General features: G+C 71.1%; 19 protein-coding genes. 8 read left to right on the plus strand and 11 right to left on the minus strand.

Annotated elements, in window-relative coordinates; translation table 11 throughout:
- Positions 1 to 151 precede the first annotated feature (151 nt).
- From GUI43_RS30375 to GUI43_RS30385, 3 genes are all read right to left on the minus strand, one after another.
- Positions 152 to 1072, minus strand: a complete 921-nt coding sequence (locus GUI43_RS30375) for an ATP-grasp domain-containing protein (RefSeq protein ID WP_112588336.1) — start codon at positions 1070 to 1072, stop codon at positions 152 to 154.
- Positions 1073 to 1085: 13 nt separating this feature from the next.
- Entirely contained in the window at positions 1086 to 1421 is a 336-nt protein-coding gene (locus tag GUI43_RS30380; RefSeq protein ID WP_091403682.1) for a hypothetical protein, read from the minus strand.
- Between the two features lie 552 nt (positions 1422 to 1973).
- Entirely contained in the window at positions 1974 to 2927 is a 954-nt protein-coding gene (locus GUI43_RS30385) for a heme o synthase (protein ID WP_091403680.1), read from the minus strand.
- Positions 2928 to 3193: 266 nt separating this feature from the next.
- Between GUI43_RS30385 and tkt the strand changes: the two genes are divergently transcribed.
- From tkt to pgl, 6 genes are all read left to right on the plus strand, one after another.
- Positions 3194 to 5332 (plus strand): transketolase, encoded by a 2139-nt coding sequence (tkt, locus tag GUI43_RS30390; protein WP_112588338.1) that lies wholly within the window; start codon positions 3194 to 3196, stop codon positions 5330 to 5332.
- Positions 5333 to 5347: 15 nt separating this feature from the next.
- A complete protein-coding gene (tal, locus tag GUI43_RS30395) occupies positions 5348 to 6526 on the plus strand; it encodes a transaldolase (RefSeq protein WP_112700329.1) in 1179 nt (392 codons plus the stop codon).
- Between the two features lie 76 nt (positions 6527 to 6602).
- On the plus strand, positions 6603 to 8252 hold the full coding sequence (locus GUI43_RS30400) for a phosphoglucose isomerase-related protein (RefSeq protein WP_112700330.1): 1650 nt from the start codon (positions 6603 to 6605) through the stop codon (positions 8250 to 8252).
- 2 nt (positions 8253 to 8254) lie between these two features.
- On the plus strand, positions 8255 to 9808 hold the full coding sequence (gene zwf / locus GUI43_RS30405) for a glucose-6-phosphate dehydrogenase (protein WP_112588343.1): 1554 nt from the start codon (positions 8255 to 8257) through the stop codon (positions 9806 to 9808).
- The gene (locus GUI43_RS30410) at positions 9805 to 10821 is read left to right on the plus strand and encodes a glucose-6-phosphate dehydrogenase assembly protein OpcA (RefSeq protein ID WP_112588345.1); all 1017 of its coding nucleotides are present in this window, start codon (positions 9805 to 9807) and stop codon (positions 10819 to 10821) included. The genes zwf and GUI43_RS30410 overlap by 4 nt, the downstream gene beginning before the upstream one ends.
- A gap of 143 nt (positions 10822 to 10964) precedes the next feature.
- Positions 10965 to 11735, plus strand: a complete 771-nt coding sequence (gene pgl / locus GUI43_RS30415; RefSeq protein WP_112588347.1) for a 6-phosphogluconolactonase — start codon at positions 10965 to 10967, stop codon at positions 11733 to 11735.
- A 17-nt stretch (positions 11736 to 11752) separates the two neighbouring features.
- Here the strand turns inward: pgl and GUI43_RS30420 are convergent, their stop codons facing one another.
- From GUI43_RS30420 to rapZ, 8 genes are all read right to left on the minus strand, one after another.
- On the minus strand, positions 11753 to 12094 hold the full coding sequence (locus GUI43_RS30420) for an RNA polymerase-binding protein RbpA (protein WP_112588349.1): 342 nt from the start codon (positions 12092 to 12094) through the stop codon (positions 11753 to 11755).
- A gap of 140 nt (positions 12095 to 12234) precedes the next feature.
- The gene (secG, locus tag GUI43_RS30425) at positions 12235 to 12495 is read right to left on the minus strand and encodes a preprotein translocase subunit SecG (protein WP_030337344.1); all 261 of its coding nucleotides are present in this window, start codon (positions 12493 to 12495) and stop codon (positions 12235 to 12237) included.
- A gap of 96 nt (positions 12496 to 12591) precedes the next feature.
- The gene (tpiA, locus tag GUI43_RS30430) at positions 12592 to 13383 is read right to left on the minus strand and encodes a triose-phosphate isomerase (RefSeq protein ID WP_112588351.1); all 792 of its coding nucleotides are present in this window, start codon (positions 13381 to 13383) and stop codon (positions 12592 to 12594) included.
- Positions 13384 to 14583: a phosphoglycerate kinase gene (locus tag GUI43_RS30435; RefSeq protein WP_088949252.1), complete on the minus strand. Its 1200-nt coding sequence runs from the start codon at positions 14581 to 14583 to the stop codon at positions 13384 to 13386.
- Complete coding sequence (gene gap, locus GUI43_RS30440) at positions 14580 to 15584, minus strand: type I glyceraldehyde-3-phosphate dehydrogenase (RefSeq protein WP_091403662.1); 1005 nt, start codon at positions 15582 to 15584, stop codon at positions 14580 to 14582. The genes GUI43_RS30435 and gap overlap by 4 nt, the downstream gene beginning before the upstream one ends.
- Positions 15585 to 15851: 267 nt before the next feature.
- Positions 15852 to 16832 carry a DNA-binding protein WhiA gene (gene whiA / locus GUI43_RS30445; protein ID WP_091403660.1) on the minus strand — a complete coding sequence of 327 codons (981 nt, stop codon included), beginning with the start codon at positions 16830 to 16832 and terminating at the stop codon, positions 15852 to 15854.
- Positions 16833 to 16886: 54 nt separating this feature from the next.
- A complete protein-coding gene (locus GUI43_RS30450; protein WP_112700331.1) occupies positions 16887 to 18017 on the minus strand; it encodes a gluconeogenesis factor YvcK family protein in 1131 nt (376 codons plus the stop codon).
- The gene (rapZ, locus tag GUI43_RS30455) at positions 18014 to 18886 is read right to left on the minus strand and encodes an RNase adapter RapZ (RefSeq protein ID WP_112588408.1); all 873 of its coding nucleotides are present in this window, start codon (positions 18884 to 18886) and stop codon (positions 18014 to 18016) included. Before rapZ ends, GUI43_RS30450 begins: the two co-directional genes overlap by 4 nt.
- Positions 18887 to 19168: 282 nt before the next feature.
- Between rapZ and GUI43_RS30460 the strand changes: the two genes are divergently transcribed.
- Positions 19169 to 19513, plus strand: a complete 345-nt coding sequence (locus GUI43_RS30460) for a hypothetical protein (RefSeq protein WP_091403656.1) — start codon at positions 19169 to 19171, stop codon at positions 19511 to 19513.
- A 76-nt stretch (positions 19514 to 19589) separates the two neighbouring features.
- Positions 19590 to 21434, plus strand: coding sequence for a DNA helicase RecQ (gene recQ / locus GUI43_RS30465; RefSeq protein ID WP_112700332.1), 1845 nt, complete (start codon positions 19590 to 19592; stop codon positions 21432 to 21434).
- The last annotated feature ends 83 nt before the right edge of the window (positions 21435 to 21517 follow it).

The raw sequence follows: 21517 nt of genomic DNA on the forward strand, positions 1-21517 counted from the left end.
CGGACAGCGGCGCGGGCGGACAGCGGCGCGGGCGGACAGCGGCGCGGGCGGACAGCGGCGCGGGCGGCCAGCGGCACCGGACACCTGGAGGCCGGCGGCGCGGAGGCTGGTGGCGCGGGCGGCCGTCGGGGGGTTGCTCTTGTTGTGGGGGTCAGGTGGTGCGGGCCAGGTGGGTGGTGATCGCGGTGGCGAGGCGGTCGGGGGCTCCGTCCGCGTACCCGATGAAGAGCGACGGCTCGGTCAGCTCCAGCTCGACCAGAACCGGCTCGCCGTCCGGGCCGGGGATCAGGTCGACCCGGGCGTAGAGCAACTGTCGGGTGCCGCCGGGCACCGTCGCGAGGGTCTGCTCAGCCACCGCCAGCTGTTCGGGGCGGGCGGTGCGGGGGGTGATCTCTTCGGCCTTGTAGAGCCCGTCGGTGCCGAGGTCCGGCCCGGACAGCATCGGACCCTTGCGGATCGCGTGGCTGAACGCGAGCCCGTCCGGGCCGGCCAGGAAGAGCAGGGCCGTCTCGCCCTCGGTGTCGACGGCCCGCAGGTACGGCTGGACCATGGTGACCCGGCCGGCCTCGGAGAGCCGGCGAACGTGTGCGGCGGCCAGGTCCCGGTGCTCCGGGTCGGCCAGGTCGTACCGGCCGGTGTCCTGGCTGCCGGCGCTGGCCGAGGGCTTGAGCACGTACTCGCCGGTCTCGGCGGGCAGCTGCCAGCTCTCCCCCGGCTCGATCCACGACGTCGGCACGGTTGGCACCCCGGCGGCGCTCAGTTCGGCGAGGTAGCGCTTGTCGGTGTTCCAGCGGACCACGTCCGCGGGGTTGACCAGCCTCGGCACTGTGGCCGCCCAGGACACGAACTCGTCGCGGCGTAGCGCGTAGTCCCAGGGTGAGCGGAGCACGACCAGGTCGTAGGACGACCAGTCGACGTCGGGGTCGTCCCAGACGACGGACTCGACGGCGACGCCACGGGCGGCGAGCGGGGCCAGGACCAGCCGGTCGTCCGGGTCGAGGTCGGCCAGGTCTGAGCAGGTTACGAGAGCGACCCGGGGTTCCCCCCGGGTCGACTGGTGATATGTGGTCAATTCAGCTGTCTGTTCAGCGGGCCATCGTGCGCCGGGCCATCGACCGCCAGAGGTCGTTGCTCGGACGCATCTGGTCCATCAGTTCACGCTCCCAGGCGTTCTCGACGGTGACTCCCGCCTTGGCGCACGCCTCCCGGGCGGTGACGGTGTCGTCGGCGAACTGGTCGCCCCACTCGCCGTCGGAACCCACCAGGACGATCCGCGCGCCACGCTTGCCGACGTACTCGATGACCGCCTTCGCGCCGCCGTGTCCGGCCGCGAACGCCTTGAGGCCCGCGACCAGGCCCTGGGGCGCCTGCTCGCCGGCGGTCTGCTCGGCCGTCAGCGTCGTATCGGAACCATCTGCCATGACGCGAAGCCTAAGCAGAGTTGCACCCTGTCGCGCGAGAACCATGAACCTTTTGTGATGCCAATTACCTACAGGTTTAAGGACGACCACAGGTTGACTGTCCGTTTATTTACCGACTTTTGCGCTCAAAGCACGTCGGGAAATCGCCTCCGAACCGACCCAGGTTGAGCCGATCCGACTCATGCTGAAAGTTACCTTGATGTGACATTAAACCCGGACAACTCATCCACGTCCATGATTAGTCAGTAGATCATCGGCACCATTCCCCGCCGGGCAGGGCCACGGCGCGACAACTGACACACGACGCGAGGGCCGCCGAGCCGCAGCGCGCAAGAAAGCCGCGGTGCCCAAGAGAGCCCGGCGCCCAAGGGAGCCCGGTGCCAAGGAAGCCGCGGTGCCAAGGAAGCCGCGGTGCCCAAAAGAACGCGGTGCCCAAGAGAGCCCGGCCCAGGGCGCCCGGCGCCCAAGGGAGCCGACAGCCAGCGGAAGACGGCGGGCGGAGACCACTGCCTTGGACGCGAAGGGGCACAGAGCCGGGCAGCGCGGGAGGGGTCAGATCAGCGCGTCGAGCGCGACGGCCACGAAGACGATCGTCAGGTACGTCGTCGACCAGTGGAACAGTCGCATCGGCTTGACCGCCTCGCCGCGCGTCGCGCGCCGGCAGAGTCGGTGTGCCTCGACCACGAAGATGGCACCCACCACCAGGGTCGGCACCCCGTAGATCGCGCTGAGCCCCAGCGGCCAGACGGCCAGGGAGGTGAGCACGGTGAGCCACGCGAAGATCAGGATCTCGGCGTTCACCCGGCGGATCGAGGCCACCACCGGCAGCATCGGGATGCCAGCCCGGGCGTAGTCGTCCTTGTACTTCATGGCGAGCGGGTAGAAGTGCGGCATCTGCCAGAAGAAGACCACCGCGAAGAGCCCCCAGGCGGCCGGCGCCAGCGAGCCGGTCACTGCCGCCCACCCGATCAGCACCGGTGCCGCCCCGCAGGCGCCGCCCCAGAAGGTGTTCGTCGGGGTGGAACGCTTGAGCCACAGGGTGTAGACGAGGTCGTAGTAGGCGATCGCGGCGAGGGTCAGCCCCGCGGCCAGCAGGTTGGTGAACGCCGCCATCAGGGCCACTGACACCGCCGCCAGCACCAGACCGAAGATCAGTGCGCTTCGCGGCGACACGGTGTGTGCCGGCAGCGGCCGACGCTTGGTGCGTCGCATCAGCTGGTCGATGTCGCGGTCGATGTAGCAGTTGAGGACGCTGGCCGCGCCGGCGGCGAGCGAGCCGCCGATCAGCACGATGGCCATCAGCCACAGCGACGGCAGCCCACCCTCGGCGAGCATCATCGCCGGGACGGTGGTGACCAGCAGCAACTCGACGATCCGCGGCTTGGTGAGCGCCACGTACGCCGAGAGGACAGCGCGTACGTCCCGCCGGGCCACCGGGCCCTCGGCCGCCCGCGCCGGGTGTGGCCCGGCCGGGTTGCTCGCGGGGCGCTCGGTGATCATGCTCACGGATTGCCACCTTCCGGCATCGGGCACGGGGAGATCGGATCGGTCGGGACCACTCGGGTCCGCATACCGCCCCACACACTACGCGTCGTCGTTTTGGCTGCCCGGCCGACCCGACAACGGTGCGGGCCGTCACACCACCGGGTTGAACCGAGCATCCGGATGGTCACGTAGCGCACACCATGCGCAGATCCCCGGGCGCACGTTTAGGGACGCTCGATAAGGTCATCGGTGAGGGTTCCGCCCATCTGCCGAGGAGCACAACCATCGTGGCTGTTAAACGACCCGAGCACTCCGCACTGAACTGGTCCGACCTCGATCGCCGGGCCGTAGACACCGTCCGCGTGCTGGCCATGGACGCCGTAGAGAAATCCGGCAACGGTCACCCGGGCACCGCGATGAGCCTCGCGCCCGCGGCGTACCTCCTCTTCAACCGCGTCATGCGGCACAACCCGGCCGACCCGAACTGGCCCGGCCGCGACCGGTTCGTGCTCTCCGCCGGGCACTCCAGCCTGACGCTCTACATCCAGCTGTTCCTCTCCGGTTACCCGCTGAGCCTGGACGACCTCAAGTCGCTGCGGCAGTGGGGCTCGCAGACGCCGGGGCACCCCGAGCACGGGCACACGCCAGGCGTGGAGACCACCACCGGCCCGCTCGGGCAGGGTCTGGGCAACGCGGTCGGCATGGCCATGGCGGCGCGCCGCGAGCGCGGCCTGTTCGACCCCGAGTCCGAGCTCGGTGCGTCCGTCTTCGACCACGACATCTGGTGCATCGTCTCCGACGGTGACATCGAGGAGGGCATCAGCCACGAGGCCAGCGCCCTCGCCGGGCACCAGCAGCTGGGCAACCTCACGGTGATTTACGACGACAACGAGATCTCCATCGAGGACGACACCCGGATCGCCAAGAGCGAGGACGTGGCCGCCCGCTACGAGGCGTACGGCTGGCACGTGCAGACCGTCGACTGGCGCAGCGGCGACGCCGACCAGGGCGACTACCACGAGGACGCCGAGGCGCTGTACGCGGCGCTGGTGGCCGCCAAGGCGGAGACCGGCCGCCCCTCCTTCATCGCGCTGCGCACCATCATCGGCTGGCCCGCGCCCAACAAGCAGAACACCGGCAAGATCCACGGCTCGGCGCTCGGCGCCGACGAGGTGAAGGCCACCAAGCGGATCCTCGACTTCGACCCGGAGCAGACCTTCCAGGTCGACGAGGAGGTGCTCAGCCACGCCCGCACGGTGATGGGCCGCGGCTCCGACGCCCAGCAGGAGTGGACCACCGCGTTCGACGCCTGGAAGAAGGCCAACCCGGAGCGCACCGCGCTCTACGAGCGACTGGCTGGTCACGTACTCCCCGACGGCTGGACCGACGCGTTGCCGGTCTTCCCCGCGGACGCCAAGGGGGTGGCCACCCGGGCCGCCTCCGGCAAGGTGCTGGAGGCCCTCGCGCCGGTGCTCCCGGAGCTGTGGGGCGGCTCGGCCGACCTGGCCGAGAGCAACAACACCACAATGAAGGGCGAGCCGTCGTTCATTCCGGCCGCGCACGCCACCAAGGACTTCCCGGGCCACGAGTACGGCCGCACGCTGCACTTCGGCATCCGTGAGCACGCCATGGGCGCGATCCTCAACGGCATCGCCCTGCACGGTGGCACCCGCCCGTACGGCGGCACGTTCCTGGTCTTCAGCGACTACATGCGCCCGTCGGTGCGGCTGGCCGCGCTGATGAAGCTGCCGGTGACCTACGTCTGGACGCACGACTCGATCGGCCTCGGCGAGGACGGCCCGACCCACCAGCCGGTGGAGCACCTGACCGCGCTGCGCGCCATCCCGGGCCTGGACGTGGTCCGTCCGGCGGACGCCAACGAGACCGCCTGGGCCTGGCGGCAGGCGCTGGAGCACACCGACCGGCCGACCGCGCTGGCGCTGAGCCGTCAACCGCTGCCGACCATGGACCGCGACGTCCTGGGCGGCGCGGAGGGCGTGGCCAAGGGCGGCTACGTGCTGGCCGAGGCGTCCAACGGCAAGCCTCAGGTGATCATCGTCGGCACCGGTTCCGAGGTGCAGCTCTGCCTGACCGCCCGGGAGCGGCTGGAGGCCGACGGCACCCCGACCCGGGTCGTGTCGATGCCCTGCCAGGAATGGTTCTACGAGCAGGACGAGGCGTACCGGGAGTCGGTGCTCCCCCGCGGGGTAAAGGCACGGGTGAGCGTGGAGGCGGGCATCGCGATGTCCTGGCGCGGGATCGTCGGTGACCTGGGCGAGAGCGTGAGCCTGGAGCACTACGGAGCGAGCGCCCCGCACACCGTGCTCTTCGAGCAGTTCGGGTTCACCCCCGACCGGATCGTGGCGGCAGCGCACGCCTCGCTGGCCCGGGTGGGCGACATCACCGGTTTCACGACCGGCAACTGAGGGAGCGTGGATGGCATGACGGACAAGTTGAATGAGCTCACCGCCGCGGGTGTGGCGGTCTGGCTCGACGATCTTTCCCGGGTGCGTTTGAGCTCCGGCGGGCTGGACCAGCTGCGCCGCGAGAAGCACGTGGCCGGCGTCACCACCAACCCGACGATCTTCGCCAAGGCGCTGAGCGACGCCGACGAGTACAACTGGCAGCTGCACGACCTCGCCACCCGTGGCGTCGAGGTCGAGGAGTCGGTGCGCATGCTCACCACGTACGACGTGCGATGGGCCTGCGACGTGATGCGCCCGTCGTACGACGGCAGCGACGGTGTCGACGGCCGGGTCTCGATCGAGGTGGACCCCCGGCTGGCCCACGAGAGCGACCGGACGGTGGCCGAGGCCAAGGCCCTGTGGTGGCTGGTGGACCGCCCCAACCTCTACATCAAGATCCCGGCCACCGAGGCCGGCCTCCCGGCGATCACCGCCACCCTGGCCGAGGGGATCAGCGTCAACGTCACGCTGATCTTCGGCCTGGACCGCTACTCGGCGGTCATGGAGGCGTTCCTCGCCGGTCTGGAGCAGGCCAAGGCGAACGGCCACGACCTGTCCAAGATCGGCTCGGTGGCGTCGTTCTTCGTCTCCCGGGTCGACTCCGAGGTCGACAAGAGGCTCGAAAAGGTCGGCTCCGACCAGGCGAAGGCGCTGAAGGGCAAGGCCGCGGTCGCGAACGCCCAGCTGGCGTACGAGCGCTACACCGAGATCTTCTCCTCCGACCGCTGGAAGGCGCTCGCCGCCGCCGGCGCGCACCCGCAGCGGCCGCTCTGGGCGTCCACCTCGACGAAGAACCCGGACTACCGGGACGTCATCTACGTCGAGGAGCTGATCGCCCCCGGCACTGTCAACACCATGCCCGAGTCGGTCATCCACGCGTACGCCGATCACGGCGAGACCCGCGGCGACACCATCACCGGCGCCTACGACGCGGCCCGGAAGGTCTTCGCCGACCTGGAGTCGGTCGGGGTGGACATGGACGACGTGATCGTCACCCTGGAACGCGAGGGCGTGGAGAAGTTCGAGGCCAGCTGGCAGGAGCTGCTCGACGGGGTCCGCAAGTCGCTGGAGGCGGCGGCCAAGGGCAAGGGTGCCCCGAACAAGGCCGCCAAGGGCAACGCCAAGGCCGCCGAGAAGGCCGGTGGTAACGCATGAGCGAGCGCAGCGAGCGAATCAGCAAGCTCAGTGCGAAGGTGCCTCATGACGGCACGCAGCGAAGCGGAGTGACGGCATGAGCGACCTACTTAGTGGGCCGGTGGAGGCAGCCGCCGGGCTCGCCGTGTACGGCGCGGACGCGGTCGACAAGGCCGCGCCCGCCTCGACCCGGGACGCGCTGGTCAAGGCCGGCGTCCCGGGCAAGCTGGCGGGCAAGGACGCGAGTCTGTGGGGTCCGGACGCTGAGGCCGAGGCGAAGATCCGGCTGGGCTGGGTGGACACCCACCGGCGCAGCCGTGAGCTGCTCGTCCAGTTGGCCGAGCTGACCGCTGAGCTGGCCGACCTGGATCATGTGGTGCTCGCCGGCATGGGCGGCTCGTCGCTCGCGCCCGAGGTGATCACCCGGACGCTGGGTCGCCCGTTGACAGTGCTGGACACCACCGACCCGGGCCAGGTCCGGGCGGCGCTCGGTGACCGGCTGGAGCGCACCGTCGTGGTGGTGGCCAGCAAGTCCGGGTCGACGGTGGAGACCGACAGCCACCGGCGCGCGTACTGGCAGGCGTTCCTGGACGCCGGGATGACCGAGGCGGAGGCCGGCCGGCACTTCGTCATCGTCACCGACCCGGGTTCGCCGCTGGAGGCCACCGCGGTCGAGATGGGCGCGTTCACCGTGATCGCCGACCCGAACGTCGGCGGCCGGTACTCGGCGCTCACCGCGTTCGGTCTGGTGCCCTCGGCGCTGGCCGGGGTCGAGGTCGCGGAACTGCTCGACCAGGCCGACGCGCTGGCCACGTCGCTCGGCGCGGACCAGAACAACCCGGCGCTGGCGTTGGGCGCCGCCCTGGGCGCCGCGGCCACGCTGGCCCGGGACAAGGTCGCCCTGGTCTCCGACGGCACCGGCATCGACGGGCTCGGCGACTGGGCCGAGCAGCTGATCGCCGAGTCGACCGGCAAGGCCGGGGTGGGCATCCTCCCGGTGGTCGTGGAGTCTCCGCAGAGCCCCGGCGCCACCGGCGCGGACGTGCTGACCGTCAGCTACGGCGGCGCGCTGGCCCCCGGCGACATGCCGGGCGGCGGGGCCAACCCGGACGTGGCCGTCAACGGCCCGCTGGGCGCGCAGTTCCTGGCCTGGGAGTACGCCACCGCGGTGGCCGGCGTGGTGCTCGGCATCGACCCGTTCAACCAGCCGAACGTCACCGAGTCCAAGGAGAACACCAACAAGATCCTGGCCTCGGGCCTGCCGGCGGAGACGCCGTCGTTCACCGAGGGCGCGATCGAGGTGTACGCCCCGCAGGGCGCTCCCGGAGACCTGGCCGGTGTGCTGCGCTGGCTGCTCGACGGGCTGGGCGACGACGGTTACCTCGCGGTGATGGCGTACCTCGACCGGTTCGCCGACGCCGATACGGCCCAGCTGCGGTCGCTGCTGGCTCAGGCGAGCGGCCGACCGGTCACCTTCGGCTGGGGTCCGCGCTTCCTGCACTCGACGGGCCAGTACCACAAGGGCGGCCCGCAGGTGGGCAGCTACCTCCAGGTGACCGGCGCGGTCGCCGAGGACCTGGCGGTGCCGGGCAAGCCGTACACCTTCGGTGAGTTGCAGGCGGCGCAGGCCGCCGGTGACCGGCAGGCTCTCGCCGGTCGGGAGCGGCCGGTGCTGCGGTTGCACCTGACCGACCGGGCCGCCGGTGTCGCCCAACTACTGGACGCGGCCGGTGATCTGCGGGCGTGAGGATGGACGACGTGACTGAAGCGGAGCGAGGAGGCGGTTCGGTGAACCCGCTGCGCGACCCGCAGGACCGCCGGCTACCCCGGATCCCGGAGCCCTGCGCTCTGGTGATCTTCGGGGTGACCGGCGACCTGGCCCGCAAGAAGCTGCTCCCCGCGGTCTACGACCTGGCCAACCGGGGGCTGTTGCCGCCGGGCTTCGTGGTGCTCGGTTTCGCGCGCCGCGACTGGGGTGACGGCGACTTCGAGACGTTGGCCTGCGAGGCTGCCCGCAAGCACGCCCGCACCCCGTGGCGCGACGAGGTGTGGGCGCGGCTGGCCGGCAACATCAAGTTCGTCGGCGGGTCGTTCGACGACGACGCCGCCTTCGACTCCCTCGCCTCGACGCTTGACGATCTGCGTCAGACCCACGGCATCACCGGCAACGCGGCGTTCTACTTCTCCATCCCGCCGGCCGCGTTCCCCGTCGTGCTCAAGCAGCTGGCCCGCACCGGGATGGCCGACAACGACAAGTCCGGCGGTTGGCGCCGGGTCGTCGTGGAGAAGCCGTTCGGCAACGACCTGCCCTCGGCGAAGGCGCTCAACGACCTCGTCGACGACGTGTTCACCCGGCAGGACGTCTTCCGGATCGACCACTACCTGGGCAAGGAGACGGTTCAGAACATCCTCGCCCTGCGGTTCGCCAACAACCTGTTCGAGCCGCTGTGGAACTCCAAGTACGTCGACTCGGTGCAGATCACCATGGCGGAGGACGTCGGCATCGGCACCCGCGCCGGCTTCTACGACACCGTCGGCACCGCCCGCGACGTGCTGCAGAACCACCTTCTCCAACTCCTCGCCCTGGTGGCGATGGAGGAGCCGACCAGCTTCGACGCCGACGAGATCCGGACCGAGAAGCTGAAGGTGCTCAAGGCCATCACCCTGCCCAAGGACGTCGCCCGGGACACCGTGCGCGGTCAGTACCTGCCGGGCTGGGTCGGCGGTGAACGCGCTGTCGGTTACCTGGATGAGCGGGACGTCCCCGCCGGCTCCACCACCGAGACGTACGTGGCGGTGCGGTTGGGCATCCAGAACCGCCGCTGGGCGGAGGTGCCGTTCTACATCCGGGCCGGCAAGCGGCTGCCCCGGCGGGTCACCGAGGTCGCCATCATCTTCAAGAAGGCGCCGCACCTGCCGTTCAACGACGCCGACATGGAGTCGCTGGGCAACAACCAGCTGGTCATCCGGGTGCAGCCGGACGAGGGCGTGGTGCTCAAGTTCGGTTCGAAGGTGCCGGGCACGACCATGGAGGTCCGCGACATCGCGATGGACTTCCAGTACGGCGAGGCGTTCACCGAGTCCAGCCCCGAGGCGTACGAGCGTCTGGTGCTGGACGTGCTGATCGGCGACCGCACCCTGTTCCCGGACGCGGCCGAGGTCGAGCAGAGCTGGCAGGTGATCGACCCCCTGGAGCACGCCTGGGAGGGCACCACCCCGGAGCCGTACCGGGCCGGAGAGTGGGGCCCCCGGGCCTCCGACGAGATGCTGGCCCGCGAGGGCCGCGCCTGGAGACGAGCATGATCGGGCTGTGGGACACCACCGGCAACGAGGTGGTCAAGGCGCTCGCCGCCGAGCGGCGCAGCGCCGGCGGGGTGGCCAGCGGCATGGCGCTCACCCTCATCGTGGTCGTGGACGAGAAGCGGGTCCGGGAGGCGGAGGCGGCGGCGACGATCGCCGCCGCCGCGCACCCGTGTCGGCTCGTGGTGGTGGTCCGCTCGGAGATCGAGCGGGACCGCAACCGACTGGACGCGGAGATCGTGGTCGGGGGCCGGCTCGGCCCGTGCGAGGCGGTGGTCACCCGGATGTACGGCCGGTTGTCCCTGCACGCCGAGTCGGTAGTGATGCCGCTGCTCGTTCCCGACGTACCGGTTGTCACCTGGTGGCACGGTGAGCCACCGGCGGAGATCGCCACCGACTTCCTCGGGGTGGTGGCCGACCGGAGGATCACCGACTCCGCGCAGGCCGCCGACCCGGTGGAGGCGCTGCGGCAGCGTGCCCGTGACTACGCCCCGGGCGACACCGACCTGGCGTGGACCCGGATCACCCCGTGGCGCACCCTGGTCGCCGGGGCGTTCGACACCACCAGCGCGAAGGTCACCGAGGCGACCATCGTCGCCCCTCCCACCGACCCGACGGCGGCGCTGATGGCCGGTTGGCTGTCCAGCCGGCTCGGCATCACCCCACGCCGGGTGGACAGCAACGAGTTCCCTCGGATGCGGGAGGTGCAGCTCAGCTGCGCCAACGGCGACCAGCTGACGCTGACCCGCGAGGACAGCCTGGCCGTGTTCCGGCGGACGGGCCAGGACGACCGGGCCCTGCCGCTGGTGCGCCGCCCGCTCGGCGACGAGCTGGCCGAGGAGCTGCGCCGGCTGGACGCCGACCAGGTGTACGCGGAGGCGCTGGGCGCGACGGTCGGGCTGCGGGGGTTGGAGCAGCGCCCAGCGCAGCGGGTCCACGTCTGGAAGGATCCGGCCACCGCGCAGCGCGCCGAGGCCGGCGTGACCGCCCACGTCGGCACGAGCGGCGAGGGCTGAGCCCAGCCGGGGCACAACGTCGGGCAGGGCCGGTACGCACCGGCCCTGCCCCGCAATCTCCGGGGTTTTCGCCCCACCACCTCGGGCACACCGCCCCGGGCACGACAGCGACCGCCTCGCGGTCGGGAAACGAAGGCGTAACCATGAGTGAGGCGAGTGTCGCCGTCCACGCCGACGCCGACCTGCTGGCGCAGGCCGTGGCGGCCCGGTTGCTGGTGAAGCTGCTTGACGCCCAGGCCGACCGGGGCGAAGCCTCGGTGGTGCTCACCGGAGGTCGGGTCGCCGCGGCCGTGTACCGGGCGGTGGCGACGCTGCCGGCCCGCGACGCGGTGGACTGGTCCCGGGTCGACGTGTGGTGGGGCGACGAACGGTTCCTGCCCGCCGGTGACCCGGACCGCAACGAGACGCAGGCGCGGGCCGCCCTGCTGGACGTGGTGCCACTGGATCCGGCCCGGGTGCACGCGATGCCGGCCTCGGACGGCCCGGCCGGCAACGACCCCGAGGCGGCGGCTGCCGCGTACGCGGAGGAGCTGGTCCGCGCCGCCCGGCCCGGGCACGCCACCCTGCCGCACTTCGACGTGCTGATGCTGGGCGTCGGCGAGGACGGCCACGTGGCCTCGGTCTTCCCCGAGCACCCGGTGGGCTACGAGACCCGGCCGGTCAGCGCGGTGCGGGGCAGCCCCAAGCCGCCGCCGACGCGGACCACCCTCACCCTGGCGGCGATCAACACCGCCGAGGAGGTCTGGCTGGTGGCGGCCGGCGCAGACAAGGCTCGCGCGGTGGGTATGGCGTTGGCCGGCGCCGGCCCGGTGCAGTTGCCGGCGGCGGGCGTGCACGGCGTGAACCGCACCCGCTGGCTGCTGGACCGGGCGGCCGCAGCCGACGTACCTGTCCGACTGCGCAGCCTGCGCTGAGCGCGGAGAGGAGCCCGCTACTCGCCGCGTCGACGGCGTAGTGCGGCGAGCGCCTCGGCGAGCAGGGCCTCCCCCTCCTCGGCGGTGCGCCGCTCCTTCACGTACGCCAGGTGGCTCTTGTACGGTTCGGCGCGGACCCGACCCGGCGGGTTCTGGGCGTCCCTACCGGCGGGTAGGCCACAGCGGGGGCAGTCCCACACGGGTGGCGGTTCGACGTCCGCGGCGATCCGGATGTCGACCCGGTGGTCGTTACGGCACCAGTAGCTGACGTCCTGTCGGGGGGCGGGTTGGTGCCGCTCGTCCGGGCGCATCGGTGCGGACCCGACCCGGGCTCCCCGGATAACGTTGCCATTCGGCACGGCTGCTCGCTCCTGTCGTCGGAGGGGACCCGCCGTCTTCGGGGGTGGAGCGGCGGGCGACGCGGTGCAGCGGAGAAAAGCCTGCGCGCGGCCCGTCGAGTGACGAACCGCGCGCAGATTGTACGACTTACTGAGCCTGCTCAGGCGCCGCTGTTCATTTGGAGGCGCAGCCAGAGCCCGAGGCCGACGATCGCGGCGAACCAGACGACGCTCACCAGAACGGTGTAGCGGTCCAGGTTCTTCTCCGCGACCGAGGAGCCGGCGAGGCTGGAGCTGACGCCACCGCCGAACATGCTCGACAGACCGCCACCCTTGCCGCGGTGCAGCAGGATCAGCAGGGTGAGCAGAATGCTCGTGATGACCAGCAACACGATCAACGTGTATGCGAACCAGATCGGCATGGCTGGGGTCAGTTCCTCTCGTAGCGATCCTCGCCCGGTCTGATCGGGCACGGCGGCACCGACCGGCGGACGGGCGGTGTCAAGGATACCGAGCGATCAGCGGGCGAGGTGCTCCGGGAACCGGCAGATCTGAGCGAATTCCTCGGCGTCCAGGCTGGCGCCCCCCACCAGGCCCCCGTCCACGTCCGATTGGGCCATGATCGAGGCGATGTTGGACGCCTTGACCGAGCCGCCGTAGAGAACCCGAACCTGGTCGGCGGTCTCCTGGTCGAAGCGTTCCGCCAGTCGCTGACGCACCGCCCCGCAGACCTCCTGGGCGTCGTCCGGGGTCGCGGTCTTGCCCGTGCCGATCGCCCAGACCGGCTCGTACGCGATCACGACCTGCCGCACCTGCTCGGGGGTGAGCCCGGCGAGGCCCCCGTCGAGCTGGTCGGAGCAGTGCGCCACGTGGGTGCCCTGCTCGCGGACGTCCAGCCCCTCCCCCACGCACAGGATCGGCGTCAGGCCGTGCGTCAGCGCCGCCTTGACCTTGGCGTTGACCAGCACGTCGTCCTCGTGGTGGTAGGCCCGCCGCTCGGAGTGCCCGACCACCACGTACGTGCAGCCGAGCTTGGCCAGCAGCGGCCCGGAGATGTCCCCGGTGTACGCGCCGGACGCGTGCGGGGACAGGTCCTGTGCGCCGTAGCCGATCAGCAGCTTGTCCCCGTCCACCGCGGTCTGCACGGTGCGCAGGTCGGTGAAGGGCGGCAGCACGACCGTCTCGACGTCGGTGAGCTGCTTCTCGGTGAGGCTCGCCGCCAGCTTCTGCACCAGCAGGTTGGCCTCGAGGTGGTTGAGGTTCATCTTCCAGTTGCCGGCCATCAGCGGCCGGCGGGTGGTGCTCGACATTCAGTTCTCCAGGGCCGCGATGCCGGGGAGGGTCTTGCCCTCGAGGTATTCCAGGGAGGCGCCACCACCGGTGGAGATGTGCCCGAAGGACGACTCGTCCAGCCCCAACGCACGGACCGCGGCTGCACTGTCACCGCCGCCGACGACGCTGAACGCGTCGGCCTTGGTGATCGCCTCGGCGATCCCCCGGGTGCCCGCGGCGAAGGCCGGCATCTCGAACACGCCCATCGGGCCGTTCCAGAAGATCGTCTTCGCCTGGGACAGCGCGGCGCTGAAGCCGGCCACCGTCTCCGGGCCGACATCCAGGCCGAGCCGGTGGCTCGGGATGCCGTCGACCCGCACCGTGTCGTGCGCCGCGTCCGGAGCGAACGCGTCCGCGACCACCACGTCGACCGGCAGCATGATCTTGCCGCCGGACCGCTCCAGCAGGTTGCGGCAGGTGTCGACCATGTCCTTCTCCAGCAGCGAGGTGCCCACCTCCAGGCCCTGGGCCTTGAGGAAGGTGAAGCACATCCCGCCACCGATGAGCAGCCGGTCGACAGTGGGCAGCAGAGCCTCGATCACGGCAAGCTTGTCGGACACCTTCGACCCACCGAGCACCACCACGTACGGGCGTTCGGGGTCACCGGTGAGCTTGGAGAGCACCTCGACCTCACGCAGCACCAGCCGGCCCGCGACGTGCGGCAACCGGGCCGGCACGTCGAAGACACTGGCGTGCTTGCGGTGCACGGCACCGAACGCGTCGTCCACGTACGCGTCGCCGAACGCGGCCAGCTGGTCGGCGAAGGCGCCCCGCTCGGCCTCGTCCTTGCTGGTCTCACCGGCGTTGAAACGCAGGTTCTCCAGAAGGGCGACCTGACCGTCGGCCAGGTCGGCGACTGTGGAGCGGGCGGAATCACCGACGGTGTCGGTGGCGAAGTGCACCGGCGCGCCGAGCAGCTCACCGAGCCGCCCGGCGACCGGACCCAGGCTGAACTGCGGGTCCGGAGCGCCCTTCGGGCGGCCCAGGTGCGAGCAGACGACCACCTTCGCGCCGGCCTCGACCAGCGCGCCGAGAGTCGGCAGCACCGCGCGGATCCGGCCGTCATCCGTGATGGCACCGGTCTGCTTGTCGAGCGGGACGTTCAGGTCGGCGCGCACCAGCACGCGCCGACCCGACACCCCCTCGGCGAGCAGGTCGTCGAGGGTCCGGATGCTCACAGCGACGAACCGACCAGCTTGACGAGGTCGACCAGGCGGTTGGAGTAGCCCCACTCGTTGTCGTACCAGCCGACGACCTTGACCTGGTTGCCGACAACCTTGGTCAGCGGCGCGTCGAAGATGCACGACGCCGGGTCGGTCACGATGTCGGTGGAGACGATCGGGTCCTCGTTGTAGACCAGGATGCCCTTGAGCGGGCCGTCAGCGGCGGCCTTCAGCGCGGCGTTGACCTCGTCCACGGTGGTCTCGCGACCAACGTTGACGGTGAGGTCGGTGACCGAGCCGGTCGGGATCGGCACCCGCAGGGCGTACCCGTCGAGCTTGCCCTTGAGGTCCGGCAGGACCAGGCCGATCGCCTTGGCGGCGCCGGTCGAGGTCGGCACGATGTTCAGCGCGGCGGCCCGGGCACGACGCAGGTCCGAGTGCGGCGCGTCCTGAAGGTTCTGGTCCTGGGTGTACGCGTGGATCGTCGTCATCAGACCGTGCTGGATGCCGAACGTGTCGTGCAGGACCTTCGCCATCGGGGCGAGGCAGTTGGTGGTGCACGAGGCGTTGGAGATGATGGTGTGCTTCGCCGGGTCGTAGGTGTCGTGGTTGACACCCATGACGACGGTGACGTCCTCGTTCTTCGCCGGGGCGGAGATGATGACCTTCTTGGCCCCACCGTCGACGTGCGCCTTGGCCTTGGTGGCGTCGGTGAAGAAGCCGGTCGACTCGATGACGACGTCGGCGCCGACCTCGCCCCACGGCAGCTTCGACGGGTCCTTCTCGGCGTACGCCTTGATGGTCCTGCCACCGACGGTGATCTCGTCGGCGGTGGCCTTGACCTCGTACGGCAGGCGACCGAGGATGCTGTCGTACTTGAGCAGGTGGGCAAGCGTGGCGTTGTCGGTCAGGTCGTTCACCGCCACGACCTCGATGTCGGCGTCAGACGCCAGCACTGCCCGGAAGAAGTTACGGCCGATTCGGCCGAAGCCGTTGATGCCAACCCGGATGGTCACAGGTCCCATCTCCTCGCGTTCTGGTCCGCCGGCTTCAGACAACGGGCCGGCGGGAATGGTGTGCGCCGACCGTTGGAGCCGGCCGTCGACGGTTCATCTCGGCCACCCCGCCGCGCGGTCTGAGGACCTGACCGCCCGAGGCGGTGGGGCACGACGAGGAGTGCCGGTGTCGGCCCCCTTGCCGTACGCAGCGACCCTATCCGAGCGTGCGAGACCACGCTGCGCCGGGTCGTGCTCCCGGGCGCACCGTGCGGCCCCACCGTCCTATCAGACCACGAGCATGTCGGGCGTGACGGCTGCTTCCGTATCCGGGATGCCAAGGTCGCGGGCCCGCTTGTCGGCCAGCGCCAGGAGCCGGCGGATCCGCCCCGCGATGGCGTCCTTGGTCAGCGGGGGGTCGGCCAGGGCCCCCAACTCCTCCAGCGACGCCTGCCGGTGCTCCAGACGCAGCCGACCGGCGTCGGTCAGGTGGTTGGGCGCCTCGTCGGCGAGGATCTCCAGCGCACGGGTGACCCGGGCGGCCGCGGCGACCGCCGCCCGCGCCGAGCGGCGCAGGTTGGCGTCGTCGAAGTTGGCGAGCCGGTTGGCGGTGGCCCGAACCTCACGGCGTACCCGACGCTCCTCCCAGGCCAGCACGCTGGAGTGCGCGCCGATCCGGGTGAGCAGCGCGGCGATCGCGTCACCGTCCTTGACGACCACCCGGTCCACCCCGCGTACCTCACGGTTCTTCGCGGTGATGCCGATCCGGCGGGCCGCGCCGACCAGCGCCAGCGCCGACTCCGGCCCCGGGCAGGTGATCTCCAGCGCGCTGGAGCGGCCCGGCTCGGTGAGCGAACCGTGGGCCATGAACGCGCCCCGCCACGCGGCGACCGCGCAGCAGACGTTGGCCGCCACCACGTGCGGGGGCAGCCCACGCACCGGGCGACCCCGCACGTCGAGCAGGCCGGTCTGCCGTGCCAGGGCCTCGCCGTCCTTGACCACCCGCACGATGAAGTGGCTGCCCTTGCGCAGCCCACCGGAGGCCAGCACGTGGATCTCGCTGGGGTAGCCGTAGACCTCGGCGATCTCCCGGCGTAGCCGCCGAGCCACCGCCCCGGTGTCCAGTTCAGCCTCCACCACCACGCGGCCGGAGACGATGTGCAGCCCGCCGGCGAAGCGCAGCAGCGCGGCCATCTCCGCCCGCCGGCAGCAGGGCTTGGGCACGTCGACCCGACTCAGCTCGTCCTTGACCGCGGCCGTCATCGCCATTGTGCGTCCCCTCACGGACCTGTTCCGGCGTGTCGCCGGAGATTACGTACGTGTCTAACGATCGGCGCCCAGGACAGGCACCAGCGCGGCGCCCAGGGCAGCCGGATCATGGCGGGGAGTCCCGTCGACAACGGCGACGGGGGCGAGGACCAGGCGGGCACCCAGCGATTCTGCCGCACGTTCGACCGGTTCGGGGTCACCCACCGCCTTGGCATCGGCGAGCACAAGATCGACCTTGAGTTCGGGCAGGTACCAGTGCAGCGCCGCGAGATGATCGGCGACGGAGAGCCCGAGGGTCTCCTTCTCGGCGGCGAGGTTCAGCGTGACCAGCCGCCGGGCCGAGGTGGACACGATCGCGTCGGCCAACTGCGGCACCAGCAGGTGCGGAAGCACACTCGTGTACCAGCTGCCCGGCCCGAAGATCAACCAATCGGCCGCCCGGATCGCCTCGATGGCCTCGGCGCACGCCGGCGGGGCACTCGGGGTGAGGCGCAACGACTCAACCCGGCCGGTGGTGACGGCCACCTGGTGCTGGCCACTGACCGTGTGCACCTCGTCCGGGGCGGCCGGGTCGGCACCGCGTACCCGCGCCTCGATGCCGACCGGTTGGCGGGACATCGGCAACACCCGGCCCACCGCGCCGAGCATCGCGCCGGCGTGCTCCAGCGCGGCCACCGGGTCGCCGAGCAGCTCCATCAGGCCGCAGAGCACCAGGTTGCCCACCGCGTGCCCGGTCAGACCGTCGGTCCCGGCCGACGCCCCGTCGGTGCCGTGCGGGGCTGTCTCGGTGCCGTGCGGGGCCGCGTCCGTGCCGCCCAGGGCTGTGTCCGTGCCGCGCGGGGCCGCGCCGTCCCGGTCCGGGTCGTCGCCCGCCGCCGGGCCCGGGCCGGTCGCGCCGGATCCGGCTACGCCCACCGGTACGGCGGCGAAGCGGTGCTGGAACAGCCCGGCGCTGCGCCGGGTCGCCGGGTGGTCCCCGGCCAACGCCACCAGCGCCTGGCGCAGATCTCCCGGCGGCAGGCCACCCCGCTCGGCCCGCAGCCGGCCACTGGAGCCGCCGTCGTCACCCACCGTGACCACCGCGGTGATATCGAGGTCGAGTTCGGGAGCGCAGTGACGCAGCGCACGCAACGAGGCGGACAGGCCGTGCCCGCCGCCGAACGCCACCACCCGCCGGGCCGTCATTCCCGCCCCAGGTCGCGGTGCTGGGCGTTCGCCGCCAACCCGGAGTGACGCAGTCGGCTGGCCAACTCCTCGGCGATGGCCACGCTGCGGTGCTTGCCGCCGGTGCAGCCCACGGCGACCGTGAGGTACCGCTTGCCCTCCCGCTCGAAGCCGGTCGTGGTGGCGTTGACCAGGTCGGCGTACGAGGCGACGAAGGCGTCCGCACCCTCCTGACCCAGCACGTACGCGCTGACCGCCTCCTCCCGCCCGGTGTGCTCACGCAGCTCCGGAACCCAGTACGGGTTGGGCAGGAAACGGGCGTCCAACACGAAATCGGCGTCCGGTGGCAGGCCGTACTTGAAGCCGAACGACAACACGGTGACCCGCAGCCGGCGGGCGTCCTCGCCGCCGAACAGCTCCTCGATGCGGCGCCGGAGCTGGTTGACGTTCAGGTGGCTGGTGTCGATGATCACGTCAGCCTGGTCACGGGCCTCCTCCAGCAGGCCGCGCTCCACGGCGATGCCGTCGGCCAGCCGGCCGTCACCCTGCAACGGATGCGAACGCCGAACGCTCTCGAACCGCCGGATCAGCACCTCGTCGTCGGCGTCGACGAAGACCACCCGGGGCGAGAATCCGCGCTCCTTGAGCTCCCGGATCGCCCCGGCCAGGTCCGTGGAGAAGGCCCGCGACCGCACGTCCAGCACCATTGCGGTACGCCGGGCCGCGCCGCCCGCCTTGAACGCCAGCTCGGCCATGTCCAGCATCAGGGCCTGCGGCAGGTTGTCCACGACGTAGTAGCCGACGTTCTCCAACGCCCGGGCCACAGTGCTGCGGCCACCTCCGGAGAGGCCGGTGACCACCACGAGGGTGGTCTCCGACTCAGCCGCCATCTGCTCGTCACCGGCATCCGGGCCGTCGATCCGGTCACCGGCTGTGCGCGCCTCGCTCACCCGTACCCCCAAGCCGTGGCGCCGCGGCCGCCCTCGGCCGCGATTGGTCAATCAGCGACTCTATCCCGCCGCCGGGTCGCGGCCCGGCACCCGTGGCCGGGCGGCGGTCGCGGACCGTTTCGAGGGTCGCCCTCCCGACAGCCCGCACGCTTGATGACGATCAGTAGTTGTCAATACGCTCCACGTGATCGTCGCAGGTCAGACCGACATCTGGAGGGTGCGATGCACGACCTGGCGGACAAGAACAAGTACGTCGGCTTCCTGTTCATGCGAATCAGCCCCGAGTACTTCGCCCTCGGTCGCGAGGGCATCCACGAGATCTCCGCCGAGCACGCCCGCGACCTGGGCCGCTTCGCCAAGCAGCTCACCCACGTCGTCTGCACCGGGGTGAACGGCAAGTACGACCAGGTCACCATGGTCGAGGCCGACACCCTCGAGGAGATCAACGCGGCGGCCACCGCCTTCCGCATGGGCAACAAGGCCCGCTACATCGAGATCGTCGACATCGTGGTCGGGATGAAGGCCCCGCCGCGCGGCCTGGCCAACCGGTCCAGCCAGCCCGGCTGACCGCGTCGCCCGTCCGGTCCACCCGACCCGGGTGCGCCGGACGGGCGCTGTCGGGGTGGGCTCGTAGACTCCCCGGATGGCTTCTCCCACCGACCTGCGTACCGCCTCCGACGCCCTGGCCGTGCTGGGCCGGGTCTTCGGCTACGACGCGTTCCGTGGTTTCCAGCAGGACGTGATCGACCATGTGGTCGCCGGCGGCGACGCGCTGGTGTTGATGCCCACCGGTGGTGGCAAGTCCCTGTGCTACCAGATCCCGGCCCTGGTCCGCGACGGGGTCGCCGTCGTCGTGTCACCACTGATCGCGCTCATGCAGGACCAGGTGGACGCCCTCACCGCGGTCGGCGTACGCGCCGGGTTCCTCAACTCGACCCAGACCCTGGACGCCCGGCGGCGGGTGGAGGCCGCCTTCGTCGCCGGCGAACTGGACCTGCTCTACCTGGCCCCGGAGGCGCTCGGCGTCCGATCCACCCTCGCCCTGCTCGACCGGGGTCGCATCTCCCTGTTCGCGATCGACGAGGCGCACTGCGTCTCCCAGTGGGGGCACGACTTCCGCCCCGACTACCTCGCGCTCTCGATGCTGCACGAGCGCTGGCCGCAGGTGCCCCGCATCGCCCTGACCGCCACCGCGACCAGCGCCACCCGCACCGAGATCGCGACCCGGCTCAAACTCGACGACGCCCGGCACTTCGTGGCCAGCTTCGACCGGCCCAACATCCAGTACCGGATCGTGCCCAAGCGGGAGCCCCGCAAGCAGTTGCTGACCCTGCTGCGCGACGAGCACCCCGGCGACGCCGGCATCGTCTACTGCCTGTCCCGGGCCTCAGTCGACAAGACGGCGGAGTTCCTCACCGCCAACGGAGTCGCCGCGCTGCCCTACCACGCGGGGCTGGACGCGGGCACCCGCGCTCGCAACCAGCAGCGCTTCCTGCGGGAAGACGGCCTGGTCATGGTGGCCACCATCGCCTTCGGCATGGGCATCGACAAGCCCGACGTCCGGTTCGTCGCCCACCTCGACCTGCCCAAGTCCGTCGAGGGCTACTACCAGGAGACCGGCCGCGCCGGCCGTGACGGCCTGCCGTCCACCGCCTGGCTGGCGTACGGGCTTCAGGACGTGGTCCAGCAACGCAAGATGATCGAGACGTCCGACGGCGACCTCGCCCACCGCCGCAACCTGGCCGCGCACCTGGACGCGATGCTCGCCCTCTGCGAGACGGTGCGCTGCCGGCGGGTCCAACTGCTCGAATACTTCGGCGAGACGACGACGGCCGCCTGCGGCAACTGCGACACCTGCCTCACCCCACCAGAGTCCTGGGACGGCACCGTCGCCGCCCAGAAGTTGCTCTCCGCCGTCTTCCGCCTCGACCGCGAACGCAACCAGCGCTTCGGCGCCGGGCACTGCATCGACATCCTGCTCGGCAAGCAGAACGACAAGATCAGCCAGTACGGTCACGACTCGCTGACCGTCTTCGGCATCGGCTCCGAGCTCAGCGAGGCCGAGTGGCGGGGCGTGGTCCGGCAACTGCTCGCCGAAGGGCTCCTCGCGGTGGAGGGCGACTACGGCACGCTGGCGCTGACCGAGGCGAGCGCCGACGTCCTCGCTCGCCGCCGTACGGTCACCATGCGCCGCGAGCCGGAGAAGCCGGCATCGAGCCGCTCATCGAAGCCGCGCGGCTCGTCCACCGTCGTGGCCGAGCTGACCCCGGCCGCCGCATCGCTGTTCGAGCGGCTGCGAGCCTGGCGCGCGACCACCGCCAAGGAGCAGGGCGTCCCGGCGTACGTCATTTTCCACGACGCCACGCTGCGACAGATCGCCAGCGACGCGCCCAGCACCCTGGCCGACCTGTCCCGGGTCAGCGGAGTCGGCGAGAACAAACTCGCCAAGTACGGCGAGCAGATCCTGACCGTCCTCGCCACTGACTGAGGTCATGCCGAAGGGCCGGGCCCCGTGGTGGGGTCCGGCCCTTCGGTGTGTGCTGGTGGTGTGTGGGTCAGCTGGTGGCGTAG

Origin of the sequence: Micromonospora noduli, from assembly GCF_003264365.1 — a bacterium.
GTDB classification, from domain to species: domain Bacteria; phylum Actinomycetota; class Actinomycetes; order Mycobacteriales; family Micromonosporaceae; genus Micromonospora; species Micromonospora noduli.

Excerpts from the sequence above, each read along its gene's own strand:
- rapZ (WP_112588408.1), bottom strand. The coding sequence starts at position 18,886 with ATGGCGGCTGAGTCGGAGACCACCCTCGTGGTGGTCACCGGCCTCTCC.
- tal (WP_112700329.1), top strand. The coding sequence starts at position 5,348 with ATGACGGACAAGTTGAATGAGCTCACCGCCGCGGGTGTGGCGGTCTGG.
- GUI43_RS30380 (WP_091403682.1), bottom strand. The coding sequence starts at position 1,421 with ATGGCAGATGGTTCCGATACGACGCTGACGGCCGAGCAGACCGCCGGC.
- GUI43_RS30400 (WP_112700330.1), top strand. The coding sequence starts at position 6,603 with ATGAGCGACCTACTTAGTGGGCCGGTGGAGGCAGCCGCCGGGCTCGCC.
- GUI43_RS30450 (WP_112700331.1), bottom strand. The coding sequence starts at position 18,017 with ATGACGGCCCGGCGGGTGGTGGCGTTCGGCGGCGGGCACGGCCTGTCC.
- tpiA (WP_112588351.1), bottom strand. The coding sequence starts at position 13,383 with ATGTCGAGCACCACCCGCCGGCCGCTGATGGCCGGCAACTGGAAGATG.
- GUI43_RS30460 (WP_091403656.1), top strand. The coding sequence starts at position 19,169 with ATGCACGACCTGGCGGACAAGAACAAGTACGTCGGCTTCCTGTTCATG.
- whiA (WP_091403660.1), bottom strand. The coding sequence starts at position 16,832 with ATGGCGATGACGGCCGCGGTCAAGGACGAGCTGAGTCGGGTCGACGTG.
- pgl (WP_112588347.1), top strand. The coding sequence starts at position 10,965 with ATGAGTGAGGCGAGTGTCGCCGTCCACGCCGACGCCGACCTGCTGGCG.
- recQ (WP_112700332.1), top strand. The coding sequence starts at position 19,590 with ATGGCTTCTCCCACCGACCTGCGTACCGCCTCCGACGCCCTGGCCGTG.
- secG (WP_030337344.1), bottom strand. The coding sequence starts at position 12,495 with ATGCCGATCTGGTTCGCATACACGTTGATCGTGTTGCTGGTCATCACG.
- GUI43_RS30410 (WP_112588345.1), top strand. The coding sequence starts at position 9,805 with ATGATCGGGCTGTGGGACACCACCGGCAACGAGGTGGTCAAGGCGCTC.
- zwf (WP_112588343.1), top strand. The coding sequence starts at position 8,255 with ATGGACGACGTGACTGAAGCGGAGCGAGGAGGCGGTTCGGTGAACCCG.